We start from the raw sequence: 17,375 nt of genomic DNA on the forward strand, positions 1-17,375 counted from the left end.
TCCTACCGGCCGTCCTGCTCCTGGTAGACGTCGGGGATCCCGTCGGCGTCGGTGTCGCGTTCCTCCTCGGCGCAGATGCGGCGGTAGTGCCGGTTGCGCGTGCGCAGCACGATCGTCGCCAGCAGCGCGGCGAGCAGGGAGCCGGCCAGGACACCGATCTTGACGTGCTCGTCGCGCTCACTGCCGGCGCCGAAGGCGAGCTCTCCGATCAGCAGGGACACCGTGAACCCGATCCCGGCGAGCAGCGCCAGCCCGAAGACGTCCCACCAGCTCAACCCGTCGGCCAGGCGGGCACGGGTGAACCGCTGCACGAGCCAGGTCGCGCCGAACACGCCGACGGCCTTGCCGGCGACGAGGCCGGCGATGATGCCGAGCGCCACCGAGTCCGAGAGCGTGGCGCCCAGCCCGCCTGCTCCGGCGAGGGACACGCCGGCGGCGAAGAAGGCGAACACCGGTACGGCGACGCCGGCCGACAGCGGACGGAAGATGTGTTCGAAGTGCTCGGCCAGGCCCGGTCCGGGGCCGGGCTTGCGGCGGATGACCGGCACGGCGAACCCGAGCAGCACGCCGGCGACGGTGGCGTGCACGCCGGACTCGTGCACCAGCACCCAGGCGGCGACGGCCAGCGGGAGCAGGAGCCACCAGGACCGGACGCGCCGCTGCACCAGCAGCGCGAACAGCGCCAGCGGGACCAGCGCGAGCAGCAGCGGCACCGGTTCGAGCGAGTCGGTGTAGAACAGCGCGATGATCGCGATGGCCAGGAGGTCGTCGACGACGGCCAGGGTCAGCAGGAACGTGCGCAGCGCCGCCGGCAGGTGCGTGTTGATGATCGCGAGCACGGCGAGGGCGAACGCGATGTCGGTGGCGGTCGGGATCGCCCACCCCGACAGCGCACCGCCGGCCGCTCCCGCGTTGAAGGCTGTGTAGATGACCGCGGGAACCACCATCCCGCCGACGGCGGCCGCGACCGGCAGCGCCGCCTTCGCCGGGTCGCGCAGGTCCCCGGCGACGAACTCGCGCTTCAGCTCGAGGCCCGCCACGAAGAAGAAGATCGCCAGCAGGCCGTCGGCGGCCCACTGGGCGAGGGTGAGGTCCAGGTGCAGTGCCGCCGGCCCGAGGCGCAGTTCGCTCAGCGCCCGGTAGCTGTCGCCCCACGGGGAGTTGGCGAGCGCGAGCGCGAGCGCGGCAGCGATCACCAGCAGGATCCCGCCGACCGTCTCGGCGCGCAGGATGTCGCTGATGCGGCGCATCTCGGGCCAGCTGCGGCGGCCCAGCAGCGAGCGGATGCGGGGTGGGCTCACGGGGGTACCTCCGGGAAGGGTCGGCTGTAGACCGCCGACCAGACTTCCCGGCACACCGACCACAATGGTAGTCGGCTGTCACGGTCGTGCCCGATCGGGCTGACGTGAGCTACCCGGGGACGTCGTCGACGACGACGGTTCCGGCGGCGCCGTCGACGGTGATCAGCTGTCCCGTCCTGATCAGCCGCGTCGCATCGCGCACGCAGATGACGGCCGGGATCCCGTACTCCCGGGCGACGGTCGGTCCGTGGGCCATCGGTGAGCCGGTCTCGGTCACCAGCCCACCCGCGGTCAGGAACAACGGCGTCCAGCCGGGATCGGTGGTGGGCGCCACCAGCACCTCGCCCGGCTCCACGTGCGCGTCGGACGGATCGAGGACCACCCGAGCCCGTCCGGTCACCCGGCCCGGTGCTGCCGGCATGCCGGCCAAAGCCCCGTCGCCGACGGGGGCGCGGGGCGCCAGCGCCTCCGGGTCGGTGCCGTCGGAGAGCAGGAGGCCGGGGACGCTGCGGCGCCGCATCTCCCGCTCGTACTCCGCCCGACGCTCGAGGATCACCGGGCGCAGGTCGGCGCCCTCGGCGGCCGCGAGAGCCTCGCGGAGGTCGAGGAACATGATGTCCTCGGCCCGCTCCAGGCGGCCGTGCCCGTGCAGCTCGGCGCCCGCCGCGAGGAGTTGCTCGCGCATCTCGGCGAACGCGTGCAGCCAGGCGAACTTGGGCAGCTCCCGCAGCCCTGCCAGGGATCGCGACCTGCGCAGGAGGAGGCCGGCGACCCGGGCCCGGAGCGGCCGGGTGCGCCGCGCGCTGCGCACGAGCTCGTCGATCTTCGCCTCCGCTTCCGCCGCCGCGCGTGCGAACCGCCGGTCGGGAGCCTGCTCCGGGTCCGTGACGCGCAGGTAGCCGGCGACGGCGGCGAACACCGGCGTCGGGTCCTCGGCCCAGCGCGGCACGCCCACATCGACCTCGGCCGCGCCCCGGTGCCCGTACCGGCGCAGGAACCCGCCGAGCCCGATCTCGGGCAACTCCCCGGCGAGGTAGCGCCCGGCGAGCTCGCGCGCCGGGGTGTGCAACAGCAGATCGCGGTGTGCTGCCGCGGCCGATGCCAACCGCGCCAGAGCCAGGTCCATCTCGGTGGTGACGTTGTGCGGCATCCCGCGCAGCGTCTCGTCGACCTCGCCCGGGGTGGCAACGCCCGCGAGCAGAGCGGCCCCGGCCGCCTTCGCGAACATGGCGGCGTAGAGCGGTGGCAGCATCGTCCGCATACCGAGCGCGAGGAAGGGGCGCTGGGCCGCCATCGCGCGGTGCAGCCGATCCGCGGTGGTGATCGGGTCCTGGTGCGACCGGGACTGCTGCTGCACCTGCGCGGCGGCGCGGAACGCCCGCTCACGGGCGCGCGCCGGCGCCACCAGGGCGCCGACCAGTCCGGCGACCATCTCGGGTGCCAACCGGGCCGCCGCGGGGAGCACGGTGCGCAGCCGGTAGGGCCGGCCCGGCACGGGCGCGAAGCGGGGATCTTCCAACACCCGCTCCATCGCCGAGGACACCCGGGGCCCGTAGACCTCCATGGCCGCCGGCAGCTTCGCCCGGACGGCTCGGTACCGGACGATCCCGGTGAGGTCGAGGTACATGCGCCCGGCCACGTCGACGAGGCCGGGGTGGCCGCGGAACGGGTCGGCACGGACGCCGACGTTCTCCAGGTAGTCCGCCATGGCGACCCGCATCGCGGACATCCCCATCGGCGTGAAGGGCCGCAACATGCCCTGCATGTGGCCGCCCTCGAAGTAGACGCGCGGCCCGGGACGATCCGATCGCGGTAGCGGGAACAGCGTGGTGATCGGGCGCGACTGGAGCAGCCAGAGCGTGCCGTCCCGGTCGAACGCCCACTCGACGTCCTGGGGGGCGCCGGTGCGCTGCTGGAGCCGCTGCCCGGTCTCCTGCAGCTGGTCGAGCTGGGCGGCGCTCAGGCACCCGCCGGCGCTCGGGGCCGACGGCCGCCCGTCCAGGACGTAGTGATCGGCCGTCCCGCTGCCCTCGACGACGACGTCACCGAGCCCGGCAACAGCGTCGACGACCATCTCGGTCCGGCAGCCGGTGATCGGGTTGGCCGTGAACAGCACCCCTGCCGCAGCCGGGTCCACCATCGTCTGGACGACCACGCCCATCAGGGCCGGCAGCTCCGCGACGCCCGCGGCCTCGCGGTAGGCGACCGCGCGCGGACTCGAGAGCGAGTCCCAGCACCGCCGCACCGCATCGATCAGCTCGTCACCACCGCGCACGTTCAGGAAGGTCTCGTGCTGGCCCGCGAAGCTGGCGAAGGGCAGGTCCTCGGTCGTGGCGCTGGACCGAACCGCGACGCCTCCCGCGCCGAGCCGCTCGTAGGCCTGCACGATCTCGCGGCGCAGGTCCTCCCCGAACCGGTCGCCGGCATGGGCGGCGGTCGTGATGCAGAAGCCGGCGGGCACGCGCTCCCCGGCCCTGACCAGCGCGCCGAGGCTCGCGCCCTTACCGCCGACCAGTGCGTCCGAGTTGGCGTCGAGCGCGTCGAGCCCGATCACGAATTCGCGGCTCATGACGCCGACTCGCACGGTACGAGAGGGGTGGTCGCGAAGACCGCTCGCCGGATGCGTGAGATCGACATCGGCGGTGTGGTGGCATCCATGGGTGCGCGCTCCATTCGGGGCAGTCCGACAGAACGCCGACCAGACTTCCCGGCACACCGAGGCTGACCGTACGCCCGCCGGCCTGCGTGTCAACCGGGAGATGCACGGGGCTCGGAACCCGAACGACTCAACCCCACGAGCTGAGCACTCACTGCTGGGCGGGGAAGTGCAGCGTCGCGAACTTCGGGAAGTCGGTGATCGATTTGCCGATCAGGCGGTCCGGGGCGTAGTCGGCCAGCAGCGGCGCCAGGGTGATGCCGCTGTGGGTGGCGATCAGGTAGAGGCGGGTCCCGGGGGAGGCGAACCCGACATCCGACCCACGCCGCGCCGCCACATGCGACGGGCGTTGATCGTTGCGAGATTCACCTGTCCGCCCCGGGAAGGGCGATCGCGTCGATCTCAAATGGATCGATCGTTGCGAGGTCGAGCTGATCGCCCTTCCCGGGGCGATCCGGTGGATCTCGGAAAGATCTTGGGGGTCGTGGTGGCCTGGGTCTCCTAGCCGAGGGCGCGTTCCAGCTCCGGTACGAGCCGGTCGAGGGCGTGCTCGATGCCCGGGACCACGTCGGCGTCGAGCGAAGACACGAGCTCGTAGCTGAGGTCGGCCTGGCCCGCATCGCCGCTCGTCGTCAGCTGCGCCAGTTCCGGCGACGGCACCAGCCTGAGCTCGGCGACCATCCGGATCGCCACGTCCGGGCTCGGGGGCGCGGTGTGATAGGTGTCCTCGATGCGCCGTCGGACCCCTGTGCTCGTGCTCGCCGGTTTCCTCGGCTCGGGGAAGACGACGTTGCTCAACCACCTGCTCACCCACAGCCTCGACCTGCGGATCGGCGTCATCGTCAACGACTTCGGCAGCATCCCCGTCGATGCGATGCTGGTCGGGGGCAGCGCCGCGGGGGTTGTCCCGGTCGGCAACGGCTGCCTGTGCTGCGTCGCCGATGCGGCCGGCGTCGGGCCGATGCTCGACCAGCTCACGGGGCCCGGTTCGGACATCGACGTGATCGTGATCGAAGCCAGCGGGATCGCGGAACCGGGTGCGCTGGTCCGGCTCGTCCTCGGCTCGGGGAACCCGCACACGTCCTTCGGCGGCCTGATCGAGGTCGTCGACACCGCGGAGTTCGAGGCCGTGCGGAGCAGGCACCCCGAGCTGGACCGGCACGTGCGTCTCGCGGATCTGGTGGTCCTCAACAAGACCGACCGGGTGGACGCCGACCAGATGTCGCGCGTTCGCGAGCTGTGCCGGTCCCTCAACGACCGGGCGCCGGTGCTCGCCACCCGACACGGTGTCGTGGACACCCGGATGCTGTTCGACATCGAGGTCGTGGCCGGGCGGCAGCTGATGCTCGGGCAGGCCGGGTGCGACGACGATCCACACCACCGTGGTCACCTCCACGCGGCCTACGACGCCGTCCCGTTCGTGACGGACCGGCCGATCGACCCGCGCCGTTTCGTCGACTTCCTGGAGAGCCGGCCCGCCGCGGCCTACCGGCTCAAGGGCGTCGTGCACTTCGGTGTCCGCGGCCACCGGCAGCGGTACCTGCTCCACGCCGTCGGCCAGCACCTGCGTTTCGAGCGGACCGCCTGGGAGCCGGGACAGCAGCGGCGCACGAGTCTGGTGGTGATCGGGTGCGGGATGGACCGGGAGACGGTCGCCGCCGGGCTACGCGCGTGCGAGCGCGCCGAACCCGCCGATCCGGACGCGATGTTCGCGGTCCACCGGCACGCGGTGTCCACCGACGACCTGGACGGTCACCGCTCGACGGAGGACGAGTGGTGACCGCAGCACGGTGAACGCGTCACGCGGTCGCCGGACCCGGCCGGGCGGCCTCCGCCCGTCGGCCGAGCCCGTCCAGCACGGCGATCCGGGTCTCGGGCACCCGCACATCCAGCGTGAGGCCGTCAGCGGCGGCAGCGAGCCGGAAGTCGAAGAACGAGCAGCACGACGACTCCCGCGCCGTCAGCTCCCGCGCCTTCGTCTCCAGCCCGTCCCCGGCCGCGAGATGCAGTCGTAGCCAGGTCGGCGCCGGCCGTTCCACACCGCGCAACGCGGTTGCGAACAGCGCGTCGAACTCGGCCTCCCGCAGCGGCTGCTCCGGTGTGGGCAACGTGCACGCGTCGACAGGCGCCCATGCCTGATCGAGCGTCGCGTCGCTGGACCCACCTCGCTCGGTCGCACCAGTCCTGCTCACGGCACTCGCCTCCTGCCGACCCGTCCGTCGGGCCGGCCTCCCAGGGTAGGTCCGCACCCGGATGCAAGCGTGGGTACGTCGCGCCGGCCATCCATCGATACCGTGCCGGGATGCAGCAGGGGGCCACAGACCGCCACTTCCCACGGGTGGTCACGTTCGACCTGTTCAGCGCGCTGACCGACTCCCGCCGCGGTGGCGCTGCCGCGTTCACCGAGATCGCCGCGGGTCGTGGCTGGTCGGTGCCGGGGGAGGAGCTCTACGACGTCTGGGACCGGAACAACAAGGAGCAGCAGCGCCGTGCCGCTGCGGGTGCTCGCACGTCGTTCCGGGAGCTGTCACTGCACGCCCTGCGCCTCGCGTACGACGAGCTCGGCCTGCACGGACAACCGGAAGGCGATCTCGATCTCCTGTGGCGCAGCGCGGCGCGGTGGCCGCTGTGGCCCGATGTCGAGAAGGGCGTCACAGCGGTCGCGGCGCACGCCTCGGTCGGGATCCTGTCCAACGTGGACGACGAGCTGGTGGTCACCACCCGCGCCCACCGGTTGGTCGATCCGCGGTGGGTGCTGACCTCGCAACGGCTCGGGGCCTTCAAGCCTGCGCCGGAGATCTACCTGCGGGCGCTGCGGGCCGCGCCGGGGCTGGTGCACGTGGCCGCATCGGCGCGGGACGTCCGGGGGGCGTTGGAGGCCGGGATCCCGACGATCCGGCTCGCCCGCGCGGGGCACCGGGTCGACCCCGAGGGCCCGGCCCCGACCGTCGAGGTGACCGATGCGCGCGATCTACCCGCCGCCCTCGCCCAGCTCGATCAGGACAGCACGCGGATCTGGAACGGGTAGTCGTAGGTCCGGTCGTCGGCGGCGCGGACCGCGCCCTTGATGTGGCACCACGCGGAGACCAGGAACAGCACGATGAGCAGCGGGATGCCGATGACCGCGCCGATGATCGTGGCGACCAGCAACCAGCTGAGCAGGTAGAGCACCCAGAAGGACAGGTTGAAGTTGAACGCGCCTGCGGCGGCCCTGCGCGCGTACGGGTCGTCCTTCTTCACGAGCCAGACGAGCAGCGGGCCGAGCAGGCTCAGCGTTCCGGCGCTCAGCAATGCCGCGATCGGCGCCGACAGGTGGGCGAGGATCGCCGCGATGCGGCTGCTTCCCGACGGTGTCGATGCGGGTCCGGACTGACGCGGCTGCGACATCGGGTGCTCCTCCACGGTGGTCTCCCAAGGAACAACGATCGAGCAGGACCGGTGGTGCCCACCCGTACGGGTCGCACACACCTTCGCTGCGTCGCACACACGTCCGGGCCTGTGTGCGAGGTCGCGGAGGTCTGTGCCGGGGCGCGCGCAGGCCCCGGCAGATCGCGTCGTGCCGTCAGCGTGTTCGGCGTGCCGCGCGGAGCCGGTCCAGGTCGTCGTCGGCGAGCGCGGTCCAGAACCGCAACGCGGCGTGCTCCATCTCGAGGCCGAGCTCGAGGGTGATCATCCGGGGTTGGGCGTTCGCGTCGTCGCCGAACCGCTCGACCATCTCCTCGTAGGCCGCGATCCGGGCCTCGTGCTGCTTGATCTGGTCGCGGGCGAGTGCCGGGACGTCGTTCTCCGGGTCTCCCGCTTCGTTGAAGAACAGCTTGAGCTCGGCGATGTCGCGCATCTCGAAGTGCTCGTCGGTGGGGGAGGCGAGCCAGTTCTGCAGGGCGGCGCGCCCGGTGTCGGTGAGCGAGTAGGTCTTGCGCCGCCGCCCGCGGTCCTCGACGGCGAGCTCCAGCAGTCCCAGGGCCGCCAGGCGGTCCGGCTCCGAGTAGAGCTGGGCGTGCGGGAAGTGCCAGAAGTAGCCGACCGAGTGTCCCACCGCGCGCTTCAGGTCGTACGGCGTGGACGGGCCGCGCAGGGCGATCATCCCGAGCACGACGTAGGACGTCGCGGACAGGCGGACATCGCTCACAGCAGCTCTCCCTCACCGGTGGACGCCGATCGTAGCGGCTGCACCGTCCGAGTCGTACGGTCCGCCCTTGCCTGTCATCCGTCCGGACAGTACGGTCTGAAACGGAGCGTCAAGGAGGCCGAATGGACCTGAGCACGGCGATGCGGTGGACGGCGGAACGGTTCCCGCAGCGGGCCGCGGTGCGCGGGAGCGGGCGTCACCTGGGCTACCGGGAGTGGGACGCGCGGACCAACCAGCTGGCACGCGCGCTCGCAGGCGCGGGCGTGCGCCCGGGGGACCGGATCGCGCTCGCCCTGACCGGCGGCGAACCGCTCGCGAGCCTGCACCTCGCCGCGCAGAAGCTGGGCGCGGTGTCGGTGCCGCTGTCCACCCGGTTCTCGTCCGACGAGCTGCGCTACTGCGTCGAGGACTCCGCGGCGCGGCTGCTGGTCACCGACCCGGCGAACGCCGAGCGCGCGGCCGGCACCCCGGTCGCGGCGCGGGACGTCGCCGAGCTGGACGCCGCGGCGGAGCGCGAGCCCGACCACGCGCTCGACACGCACCCGTCGGAGTCCGACGTCAGCGTGATGCTCTACACCTCGGGCACGACCGGACGTCCCAAGGGCGTGCCGCGCACCCACCGCGCCGAGCACTCCGCGGCCGTCGCGCACGCCGTGCAGACCCAGCAGCGCGACGGCGAGGTGGTGCTCGGTGTGATGCCGATGTTCCACACCATGGGCCTGCGCACGCTCCTGACCAGCATCGTCGCCGGCGGCACCTGGGTCGGGCAGCCCGCGTTCGACGCGGAGGAGTCGATCGAGCTCATCACGTCGGAGAACGTGTCCTCGCTCTACCTGGTGCCCACGATCTACTGGTCGCTGCTGCGCACGGGGCGGCTGTCCGACGCCCGCGCGCTGGACCGGCTGGCCTACGCCGGGGCGGCGATGACACCCGCGCTGGCCGAGCAGCTCGTGGCCGAGGTGGGCCCGCGCGCGTTCGTGAACCACTTCGGCAGCACCGAGATCTACACGTTCACCATCGGTCCGGACGTCGCCGCGAAGCCCGGCTCCGCGGGCCGGGCCGGGATCTTCTCCCGGGTGCGGCTGGTGGCGCCCGAGGTCGGCGCCGCGCCCGACGCGCTCGTCGCGCCGGGGGAGCAGGGGCAGGTGATCGTGTCGATGGAGAGCCCGGAGGCGTTCGCCGGCTACTGGCAGCGCCCCGACGCCGACGCCAAGTCGATCCGGGACGGCTGGTACTACACCGGTGACCTCGCCGTCGCCGACTCCGACGGCGACCTGTGGGTGTCCGGCCGCGTCGACGACATGATCAATTCGGGTGGGGAGAACCTCTACCCCGACGAGATCGAGGCCGCGCTGGTCCGCTGCCCGGCCGTCGACGACGTGTGCGTCGTGGGTCTGTCCGACGACCGCTGGGGGCAGGCGGTCACCGCGTTCGTCGTGCCGGCCGGCGGCGTCGCGCCGACCGACGCCGCCGCGCAGGCGATGGCCTACGCCCGCGAGGTGCTGCCCTCGCTCAAGCGGCCAAAGCGCGTGATCGCGGTGTCGTCGATCCCCCGGTCGGGCGTGGGCAAGACGCTGCGGCGGACGCTCGTGGCCGGCGAGTTCGACGCGCTGGCCGACACCCTGGGGGAGCACTCGCATGGCTGAGCGCTGGACACCTGCCCGCACCGAGGACGCCGCGCTCGTCAGCGGGCAGGGACGGTTCCTCGACGACATGGACCCGCTGCCCGGCACGCTCGTCGCGGCCGTCGTCCGGTCCACGCAGCCGCACGCACGGCTGCGCTCGGTCGACCTGTCGCGCGCCCGCGCGCACCCCGGCGTCGCGGCGGTGATCGGCCCGGACGAGGTGCTCGCCGCGCTGCGCCCGTTCCCGCTGTCCACCGGCGCGGTGATGCCCTACTACCCGACGGGCACGGACAAGGTGCGGTTCGTCGGCGAGCCGATCGCCGTGGTGGTGGCCACCGACCGCTACACCGCGGAGGACGCCGCCGAGCTCGTGACGGTCGACTACGAGCCGCTGCACACCGTCGTGCACCCGCGGGCGGCGCTCGAGCCGGACTCGCCGTTGCTGCACGAGGACGCGGGATCCAACGTCGCCACCGACCGGACGTTCTCCTTCGGCCCCGTCGAAGAGGCGTTCGCGAACGCCGCGCACGTGGTCGAGGGCGAGTACGACTTCCCGCGCTACTCGTCGGTGCCGATGGAGTGCTACTCCGTCATCGCGCACTGGGAGGACACCGGCGGCGTCGAGGCCTGGGCCAACTTCCACGGCCCGTTCACGATGGTCCCGGTCATGGCGGGGGCGCTGGGCCTGCCCACGTCGCGGATCCGGCTGCACGTGCCCGCCGACATCGGCGGCAGCTTCGGCATCAAGGCCGGCATCTACCCCTACGTCGTGCTGATGGCATTGGCGTCCAAGCACGCCGGCACCCCGGTGCGCTGGACCGAGGACCGCGTCGAGCACCTGCTCGCCAGCTCGGCGGGCGCCGACCGCGTGATGCGCTTCGCCGCGGCCGTCGACGCGGACGGCACGGTCACCGCCCTGAAGACCGACCTCGTCGACAACGTCGGCGCCTACCTGCGCCCGCCCGAGCCCTCCACGCTCTACCGCTGCTACGGCAACATCACCGGGCCGTACGCCATCGACGCGGTGGAGATCCGGGCGCGCGCGGTCGTCACCAACCAGATGCCGGTGGGGCTCAACCGCGGCTTCGGCGGCCAGCAGCTGTACTTCGGGCTGGAACGCCTGATGGACGCGGTGGCCGACGCCACCGGCCGCGACGTGCTCGAGGTGCGCAGGCGCAACCTCGTCGGCTCGTTCCCCCACGAGACGCCCACCGGCGGCGTGTACGACTCCGGCGACTACGCCGCCGCCGTGGACCTGGCCGTGAAGAACGCCGACATGGACGAGTTGCGGGCCCGCCAGGACGAGGTGCGCGCGGAGGGCGGCTACTACGGCGTGGGTGTCGGCCTGGTGGTCGACCCGTCGGGCACCAACATCGGCTACGTCGGGCTGGCCACCCCGTCCGAGCAGCGCAAGCCGGGCCGGGACAAGTCCGGCTCCACCGAGCACGTACGCGTCTCGGTGGACATGCAGGGCCTGGTCACGGTGCTGCTGGGCAGCGTGCCGCAGGGGCAGGGGCACGCCACGGTGGCCCGGTCGGTGGCCGCGGCCCGGCTCGGGTTGCCGGAGGAGCAGGTGCGAGTGGTCGTCGACATGGACACCGCCACCACGCCGTGGACGGTCACCTCCGGCAGCTACTCGTCGCGTTTCGCGCCGCTCGTGACGAGCGCCGTCGTGGAGGCCGCCGACCGGATCGCGGCCACCGTGCGCGCCGCCGCCTCGGCGATGCTCGAGCTGCCCGCGGACGAGCTGGAGCTCGCCGACGGCCTGGTCCGCCACCGCGGCGACCCGGACCGCGCAGTGCGGTTCCGCCACGCCGCAGGCCTCGTGCACTGGGACCCCGGCGCCCTGCCCGCGGGCACCCCGGCCAGGCTCTACGAGGAGGCGGCGTTCACCCCGGCCGAGGTCAAGGCGGCCACGCGCGACGACCGCATCAACTCATCGCTCTGCTACGGCTTCGTCGCCGAGATCGTCGCCGTGCGGATCGACCCGGACACGCTCGAGATCACGATCGACCGGGTCTCGTCGGTGCACGACGCCGGCACCGTGCTCAACCAGCAGCTGCTCGACGGCCAGGTGCACGGCGCGCTCACCCACGCCCTCGGCGGGGCGATGTACGAGGAGTTCACCTACGCCGAGTCGGGCCAGCCCACGGCGGGCACGTTCCTCGACTACCTCTGCCCGACCACCGCCGAGACCGACTACGAGCTGCGCACCGACCACGTGGTGTCGCCGTCCCCGCTCACCCCGCTCGGGGCGAAGGGGTGCGGCGAGGGCTCGTCGATGAGCTTCCCGGTGGCGTTCGCGAACGCCGTCGCCGACGCGCTGCGCCCCGCAGGCGTCCCCATCACCCGGCTGCCCCTGCACGGCGACGTGCTGCACCGGCTGCTCGACACGAAGGAGTCCTGAGACATGCCCCTGACCGGCGGCGACGTGATCCTCGACCGCAGCGACGACGGACGGGTCGCGTACCTGACCCTGTCCCACGGCCGCTACACCGTGATCACCTGGGAGATGCGGCAGAAGGTGGCGGAGCGGTTCGCGGAGATCGACCGCGACGACGACGTGCGCGTGGTGGTGATCCGCTCCGACGGCGAGCACTTCTCCTCCGGCGGGGACATCGCCGGGTTCATGGAGGTCGAGCCGTTCGACTTCACCGACCTCGGGCACAACGTCACCGCGGCGGCGCGCAGCACCAAGCCGGTGATCGCCGCCGTCGACGGCTACTGCTTCGGCGTCGGGCTGGAGCTGGCCCTGTCCTGCGACATCCGGCTGGCCACCCCGCGCAGCCAGTTCGCGCTGCCGGAGATGAACCTGGGGATGATCCCCGGGTCCGGGGGCACGCAGCGGCTGGGCCGGCTCATCGGGCTGTCGCGGGCGAAGTTCCACATCATGACCGCCACCCGCATCCAGGCCCAGCAGGCGCTCGACTGGGGTGTGGTGGCCGGCCTGCACGACGACCGCGACGCGCTGAACACCGCCGTGGACGCGCTCGCCGCGAAGATGGCCGGCTTCTCGCCGTCGGCGCAGCGCACCGCGAAGGAGGTCCTCGACAAGGGCCTGGACGCGCCGCTGTACTCCGGCATCGAGCTGGAGCGCAAGGCGTACGCGATGCTGCGCGCCACCGAGGACTTCGCCGAGGGCGTCAAGGCGTTCGGCGAGAAGCGCAAGCCGAACTTCCAGGGCCGCTAGATGAAGGCCCCGCCGTTCGCCTACGTCCGCCCGGCCACGCTCGACGACGTCCTCGCCGAGCTGGCCGGCGGCGACGCCAAGGTGCTCGCGGGCGGGCAGTCGCTGGTGCCGGTGCTGGCGATGCGGCTGGGCAGGCCCGCGACGCTCGTGGACATCACCGCCGTCCCCGAGCTCGGCGACCTCGAGAACACGGCGGGGGGTCTGCGGGTCGGCGCCGCGGTGCGGCAGCGCACCGTCGAACGGTCGGCGCAGGCCCGTGGTGTGCCGCTGATCAGGATGGCGATGCCCTTCGTCGGGCACCGCGAGCTGCGCAGCCGCGGCACCGTCGTCGGCAGCCTCGCCCACGCCGATCCCGCGGCCGAGCTGCCCGCCGTGGCGTCCTGCCTGGACGCGATGATCGAGATCGCCGGCCCGGCCGGGCGCCGGACCGTGCCGGCGGGGGAGTTCTTCGCCGGCGCGATGACCACTGTCGCCGGCGCGGAGGACCTCGTCGTCGCCGCCACGTTCCCGCCCGCGCGCGCGGGGGAGGGCTTCGGGTTCGCCGAGATCGCGCGCCGGCACGGCGACTTCGCCCTCGCCGGGGTCGCCACCCGCGTGCGGGTCGCCGCCGACGGCGCGGTGACGCACGCGCGCCTCACCGGCTTCGGCGTGTCCGACCGGCCGGTCACCCGGGACGTCACGGCGCTGCTGGCGGCGCACCCGGACGAGGCGCAGCTGCGCCCGGAGACCGCGCGGATCGCGGCCGAGGTCGTCGACACCGGCGGTGACGCGCACGGCTCCACCGGCTACCGCAGGCGCCTGCTCGGAGTGCTCGCTGCGCGCGAGCTGGCCGGCGCCCTGCGCCGGGCCCGGCGCGCTGAACAGGAGGTAGCAGCATGAACCGCCGTCCGGACGCGCGCGCCGTGAAGGTCGCGGCGGGTGAGCGCGTCGAGATCGCGATGACGGTGAACGGCACCGACGTCACCGTCTCCGTGCCGCCACGCGTGCACCTCGCCGACGTGCTGCGCGAGCAGCTCGGCCTGACCGGCACGCACCTGGGCTGCGAGCACGGGGTGTGTGGCATGTGCACCGTGCTCGTCGACGGCGAGGCCGCCCGCGCGTGCCTGCTGTTCGCGGTGCAGTGCGAGGGCGCCGAGATCGTCACCGTTGAGGGGCTGGGCAGCGCCGAGGAGCAGCACCCGCTGCAGCAGGCGTTCTCCGCCCACCACGGCCTGCAGTGCGGCTTCTGCACCCCCGGCATGCTGATGAGCAGCTACGACCTGCTGGCCGACGGCCCCGAGGGCACCGCGATCAGCCCCGACGAGCTGCCGGTGGAGATGTCGGGCGTGCTGTGCCGGTGCACCGGCTACCGCGGCATCCTCGCGGCCGTGGCCGACGTCGCGGCGCAGCACCCCGACGGCTTGCCGGGCCCCCGCAACTGCGGTCGGCGCACCCTGGTCGGACGCGGCGGTGGGCAGCCCGCGGCGCGGGAGGGCGCCATCACCGAGGCCCCGCCCCCCGCCCCGGCCGAGGTGCGCCTGCCCACCGGCGCACCCTCGGCCACGGTCGAGGTGCGCAGCGAGCTCGGCGTGCCCGCGGAGAAGGTGTGGGAGGTGCTCGACGACTTCCACCGGCTGGCCGCCTGTCTGCCCGGGGCCGAGCTCGTCGAGGTGCTGGACGGCGACCGCTACCGCGGCCGGGCGACCGTGGCGCTCGGGCCGGTGAAGCTGGCCTTCGACGGGCTGGCACACGTCGTCGAGCGGGTGCCGGCCGAGCACCGGATGCGGGTGCTGGCGCACGGGGCCGACACCGGCGGCAGCGCCACGCAAGCCGACATCCGCCTCGCTGTCGAGCCCGCGGCCGGCGGCGCGGTCCTGCGTGCCGACGCCGCGCTGTTCCTGTCGGGGCGCATCGCCCAGTTCGGCCGGGCGCTGGCCGGGGACGTGAGCAGGCGGTTGTTCGAGCAGTTCGCCGCCGCCGTCGAGGAGAACGCGCGGACCGGTCGTGCACCGACCACGCCCGCGAGGCCCCCCGGAGCAGTGGCCCTCCTCGTGCAGACGGTGGCCGCGCGGGTGCGCGCGGCGCTGCGCCGTCGGCGATAGTTCCAGCCATGGAGCTGCACCAGCTGCGCTACTTCGTCGCCGTGGCGAGGGAGGGCAGCATGACGCAGGCCGCCGCTTCCCTGTTCCTGGCCCAGCCGACGCTGTCGATCCAGATCCGCAAGCTGGAGCAGGACGTCGGGGCCAAGCTGTTCGAGCGGCTGGCCCGGCGGGTGCAGCTCACGGCGGCGGGCGAGGCGCTCCTCGAGCACGCCGAGCGGGCGCTGGCCGAGGTGGAGCGCGGCCGCGAGCGGGTGGAGGAGGTCGTCGGCCTCCGGCACGGCCGGGTGGCGGTGGGCGTGCTCCCGAGCGTCGGCGCCCACCTGCTGCCCGCGGTGCTGGCCGCGTTCCGCGCCGAGCACCCGGCCGTGGCCGTGCGCATGGTCGAGCACGACGTCTCCCGCGACTTCGAGCAGCTGGTGCACAGCGGTGAGCTGGACATCGCCGTCACCCGCATGCCCGCGACGCTCGCCGGGCTCGGGTCCCGCACGCTCGTGCGCGAGCCCGTCGTGGCGCTGCTGCCGCCCGGTCACCCGCTGCGCGACCGGCCGGACGTCGCCGTGCGGGAGCTCGCCGACGAGGACTTCGTCTGCATGCGCAGCGGCTACGGCCTGCGCGAGCTGGCCGACCAGCTGTGCGCCCGCGCCGGGTTCACCCCCCGCGTGGTGATCGAGACCGGGCAGCTCTCGATCGTGCAGGGCATGGTGCGCAGCGGGGTCGGCGTCGCGTTGCTGCCCCGACTCGCCGCGAGCGGCGCCGAGCACGCGGTGCCGGTGTCCGACGCCGGGGCCCGGCGCGAGCTGGGTGTCGTGTGGCGCCCGGGCTCCCTGGCCTCACCACCGGTGGAGGCGTTCCTGAACAGGCTGCTGGCAGCGGCCGGCGCGCGGCTGGGCTGACGCGGTCGTCCTGGCTCCGCGCCCCGCGGGGACGCCTCGTCCCTATGCCTCCCATTGCGGATCCGACGTACCTTCCGGACCATCCGGATCGTACTGTCATGGGGACCTGTCCCAACGGAGGGAGTGACCGTGAGCGAGAGCGGAGAGCGCCCGAGCGCGCCACCCGCGCCGAGCCGCCGGCAGATGCTCACGGCGGGCTTTTCCTCGGTCGTCGGGTTCGGCTTCGACCTGTTCGACCTGTTCGTGCTGCTCTACGTCGCCCCGACAGTGGGCGCGCTGTTCTTCCCGACGTCGAGCCCCACGCTCACCCTCGCGGCGACGTTCGCCTCGTTCGGCGTGAGCCTGGTGATGCGCCCGCTGGGCGGCGCGTTCTTCGGCCGCTACGCCGACTCGAAGGGCAGGCGGCAGACGCTGATCGTCACCGTCGTCGGGGTGGGGATCGCGACGGCGCTGATGGGCGCCCTGCCCACGTACGCCGCGGTGGGCGCGCTCGCGCCGACCCTGTTCATCGCCCTGCGCCTCGTGCAGGGGCTGCTGGTCGGTGGCGTGGTCGCCGCCACGCACACGCTCGGCACCGAGACCGTGTCGCAGCGGTGGCGCGGCCTGGTGTCCGGGCTGGTGGCCGGTGGTGGGGCGGCCATCGGCGCGGTGGTCGCCTCGCTGGTCTTCGTCGGCGTGTCCGCCGCCTTCCCGGGGGACGCGTTCGCCGTCTGGGGCTGGCGGGTGATGTTCTTCAGCGGCCTGCTGGCCTCGCTGGCGAGCCTGGTGCTGTTCCGCGCCACGGAGGAGTCGCCGTTGTGGCAGGCGGGGAAGCGGGGCGCACCCGTGCAGGCCCGCGAGCTGTTCGCGCCGCAGCACCGCCGCGTCCTGCTGACCAGCCTCGCGCTCGTGATCGGCGGGGGCGCCCAGTACTACCTCACCGCGGGGTACCTGCCGACCTACCTCGCCGAGATCAACGAGGTGCCGGCGGGCCCGCGCGGTGCGCTGCTGGTGTGGACGAGCCTTGCGATCATGCCGGCGGCGCTCATCGCGGGACACGCGTCGGAGCGGTTCGGGCGGCGCCCGGTCTTCCTCGTGACCGGCATCCTCAACGTCGTAGCGCTGCCGCTGCTCGTGCTGGTCATGGCCGGGTTCGGCCCGCAGGACACCGGGCAGCTGCTCGGCTACGGCATCCTGCTCACCGTCTGCGCCAACGCCTCCTACGCCGCGGTGCCGATCTACCTCAACGAGCGGTTCCCCACCCGGCTGCGCGCCACGGCCACGGCCGTCGTCTGGAACGGCGGCTTCGCCATCGGCGGGCTCATGACCACCTTCGTGAGCCTCGCCAGCCCCACCGTGGCCGACATCCCCAGCCGGCTCGCGGCCTTCCTCGGCGGGTGCGTGGTGCTGTTCCTGGTCGGTGCGGTCCTCTCACCCGAGACCCGCGGCGCCCTGGAGCGGGAGCACACCCGCGCCCCGGCCGACCCCGCCGTGACACCCGCCCAGGCCTGACCCTTGCGA

The 17,375-nt window shown here is 73.3% G+C and carries 16 protein-coding genes; 9 read left to right on the top strand and 7 right to left on the bottom strand.

Annotated features, from left to right (window positions below; genetic code table 11):
• Window positions 1–2: 2 nt before the first annotated feature.
• The 4 genes from nhaA to CFP66_RS21810 form a co-directional block, all read right to left on the bottom strand.
• Window positions 3–1,250 carry a Na+/H+ antiporter NhaA gene (nhaA, locus tag CFP66_RS21795; protein WP_198961603.1) on the bottom strand — a complete coding sequence of 416 codons (1,248 nt, stop codon included), beginning with the start codon at window positions 1,248–1,250 and terminating at the stop codon, window positions 3–5.
• 160 nt (window positions 1,251–1,410) lie between these two features.
• A complete protein-coding gene (locus tag CFP66_RS21800) occupies window positions 1,411–3,870 on the bottom strand; it encodes a PEP/pyruvate-binding domain-containing protein (protein ID WP_094926978.1) in 2,460 nt (819 codons plus the stop codon).
• Window positions 3,871–4,108: 238 nt separating this feature from the next.
• On the bottom strand, window positions 4,109–4,294 hold the full coding sequence (locus tag CFP66_RS21805) for a hypothetical protein (RefSeq protein WP_094926979.1): 186 nt from the start codon (window positions 4,292–4,294) through the stop codon (window positions 4,109–4,111).
• A gap of 164 nt (window positions 4,295–4,458) precedes the next feature.
• Window positions 4,459–4,638 (bottom strand): hypothetical protein, encoded by a 180-nt coding sequence (locus CFP66_RS21810; RefSeq protein WP_158228168.1) that lies wholly within the window; start codon window positions 4,636–4,638, stop codon window positions 4,459–4,461.
• A gap of 49 nt (window positions 4,639–4,687) precedes the next feature.
• Between CFP66_RS21810 and CFP66_RS21815 the strand changes: the two genes are divergently transcribed.
• Window positions 4,688–5,737: a GTP-binding protein gene (locus tag CFP66_RS21815; protein WP_094927117.1), complete on the top strand. Its 1,050-nt coding sequence runs from the start codon at window positions 4,688–4,690 to the stop codon at window positions 5,735–5,737.
• A gap of 19 nt (window positions 5,738–5,756) precedes the next feature.
• Here the strand turns inward: CFP66_RS21815 and CFP66_RS21820 are convergent, their stop codons facing one another.
• Complete coding sequence (locus CFP66_RS21820) at window positions 5,757–6,149, bottom strand: hypothetical protein (protein WP_198961585.1); 393 nt, start codon at window positions 6,147–6,149, stop codon at window positions 5,757–5,759.
• A 110-nt stretch (window positions 6,150–6,259) separates the two neighbouring features.
• Here CFP66_RS21820 and CFP66_RS21825 point away from each other — a divergent pair, with 110 nt between their 5' ends.
• Window positions 6,260–6,985, top strand: coding sequence for an HAD family hydrolase (locus CFP66_RS21825; RefSeq protein WP_094926982.1), 726 nt, complete (start codon window positions 6,260–6,262; stop codon window positions 6,983–6,985).
• On the opposite strand, the gene CFP66_RS21830 is transcribed toward CFP66_RS21825, so the two are convergent.
• Complete coding sequence (locus CFP66_RS21830; protein WP_094926983.1) at window positions 6,955–7,344, bottom strand: DUF4870 domain-containing protein; 390 nt, start codon at window positions 7,342–7,344, stop codon at window positions 6,955–6,957. The genes CFP66_RS21825 and CFP66_RS21830 overlap by 31 nt on opposite strands.
• Window positions 7,345–7,519: 175 nt before the next feature.
• Window positions 7,520–8,086 (bottom strand): PadR family transcriptional regulator, encoded by a 567-nt coding sequence (locus CFP66_RS21835; RefSeq protein WP_233159606.1) that lies wholly within the window; start codon window positions 8,084–8,086, stop codon window positions 7,520–7,522.
• Window positions 8,087–8,208: 122 nt separating this feature from the next.
• Between CFP66_RS21835 and CFP66_RS21840 the strand changes: the two genes are divergently transcribed.
• The 7 genes from CFP66_RS21840 (at window position 8,209) to CFP66_RS21870 (ending at window position 17,366) form a co-directional block, all read left to right on the top strand.
• Window positions 8,209–9,732 carry a class I adenylate-forming enzyme family protein gene (locus CFP66_RS21840; RefSeq protein ID WP_094926984.1) on the top strand — a complete coding sequence of 508 codons (1,524 nt, stop codon included), beginning with the start codon at window positions 8,209–8,211 and terminating at the stop codon, window positions 9,730–9,732.
• Complete coding sequence (locus CFP66_RS21845) at window positions 9,725–12,118, top strand: xanthine dehydrogenase family protein molybdopterin-binding subunit (protein WP_094926985.1); 2,394 nt, start codon at window positions 9,725–9,727, stop codon at window positions 12,116–12,118. Before CFP66_RS21840 ends, CFP66_RS21845 begins: the two co-directional genes overlap by 8 nt.
• A 3-nt stretch (window positions 12,119–12,121) precedes the next feature.
• Entirely contained in the window at window positions 12,122–12,901 is a 780-nt protein-coding gene (locus tag CFP66_RS21850; protein ID WP_094926986.1) for an enoyl-CoA hydratase/isomerase family protein, read from the top strand.
• Window positions 12,902–13,780, top strand: a complete 879-nt coding sequence (locus tag CFP66_RS21855; protein WP_094926987.1) for a xanthine dehydrogenase family protein subunit M — start codon at window positions 12,902–12,904, stop codon at window positions 13,778–13,780.
• Window positions 13,777–14,982 carry a 2Fe-2S iron-sulfur cluster-binding protein gene (locus tag CFP66_RS21860; protein ID WP_094926988.1) on the top strand — a complete coding sequence of 402 codons (1,206 nt, stop codon included), beginning with the start codon at window positions 13,777–13,779 and terminating at the stop codon, window positions 14,980–14,982. The genes CFP66_RS21855 and CFP66_RS21860 overlap by 4 nt, the downstream gene beginning before the upstream one ends.
• An 8-nt stretch (window positions 14,983–14,990) precedes the next feature.
• Window positions 14,991–15,875, top strand: coding sequence for a LysR family transcriptional regulator (locus CFP66_RS21865; protein ID WP_094926989.1), 885 nt, complete (start codon window positions 14,991–14,993; stop codon window positions 15,873–15,875).
• Between the two features lie 129 nt (window positions 15,876–16,004).
• Window positions 16,005–17,366, top strand: a complete 1,362-nt coding sequence (locus tag CFP66_RS21870; protein ID WP_094927119.1) for an MFS transporter — start codon at window positions 16,005–16,007, stop codon at window positions 17,364–17,366.
• Window positions 17,367–17,375 lie beyond the last annotated feature (9 nt).

It is taken from the genome of Pseudonocardia sp. MH-G8 (assembly GCF_002262885.1).
Taxonomy (GTDB): domain Bacteria; phylum Actinomycetota; class Actinomycetes; order Mycobacteriales; family Pseudonocardiaceae; genus Pseudonocardia.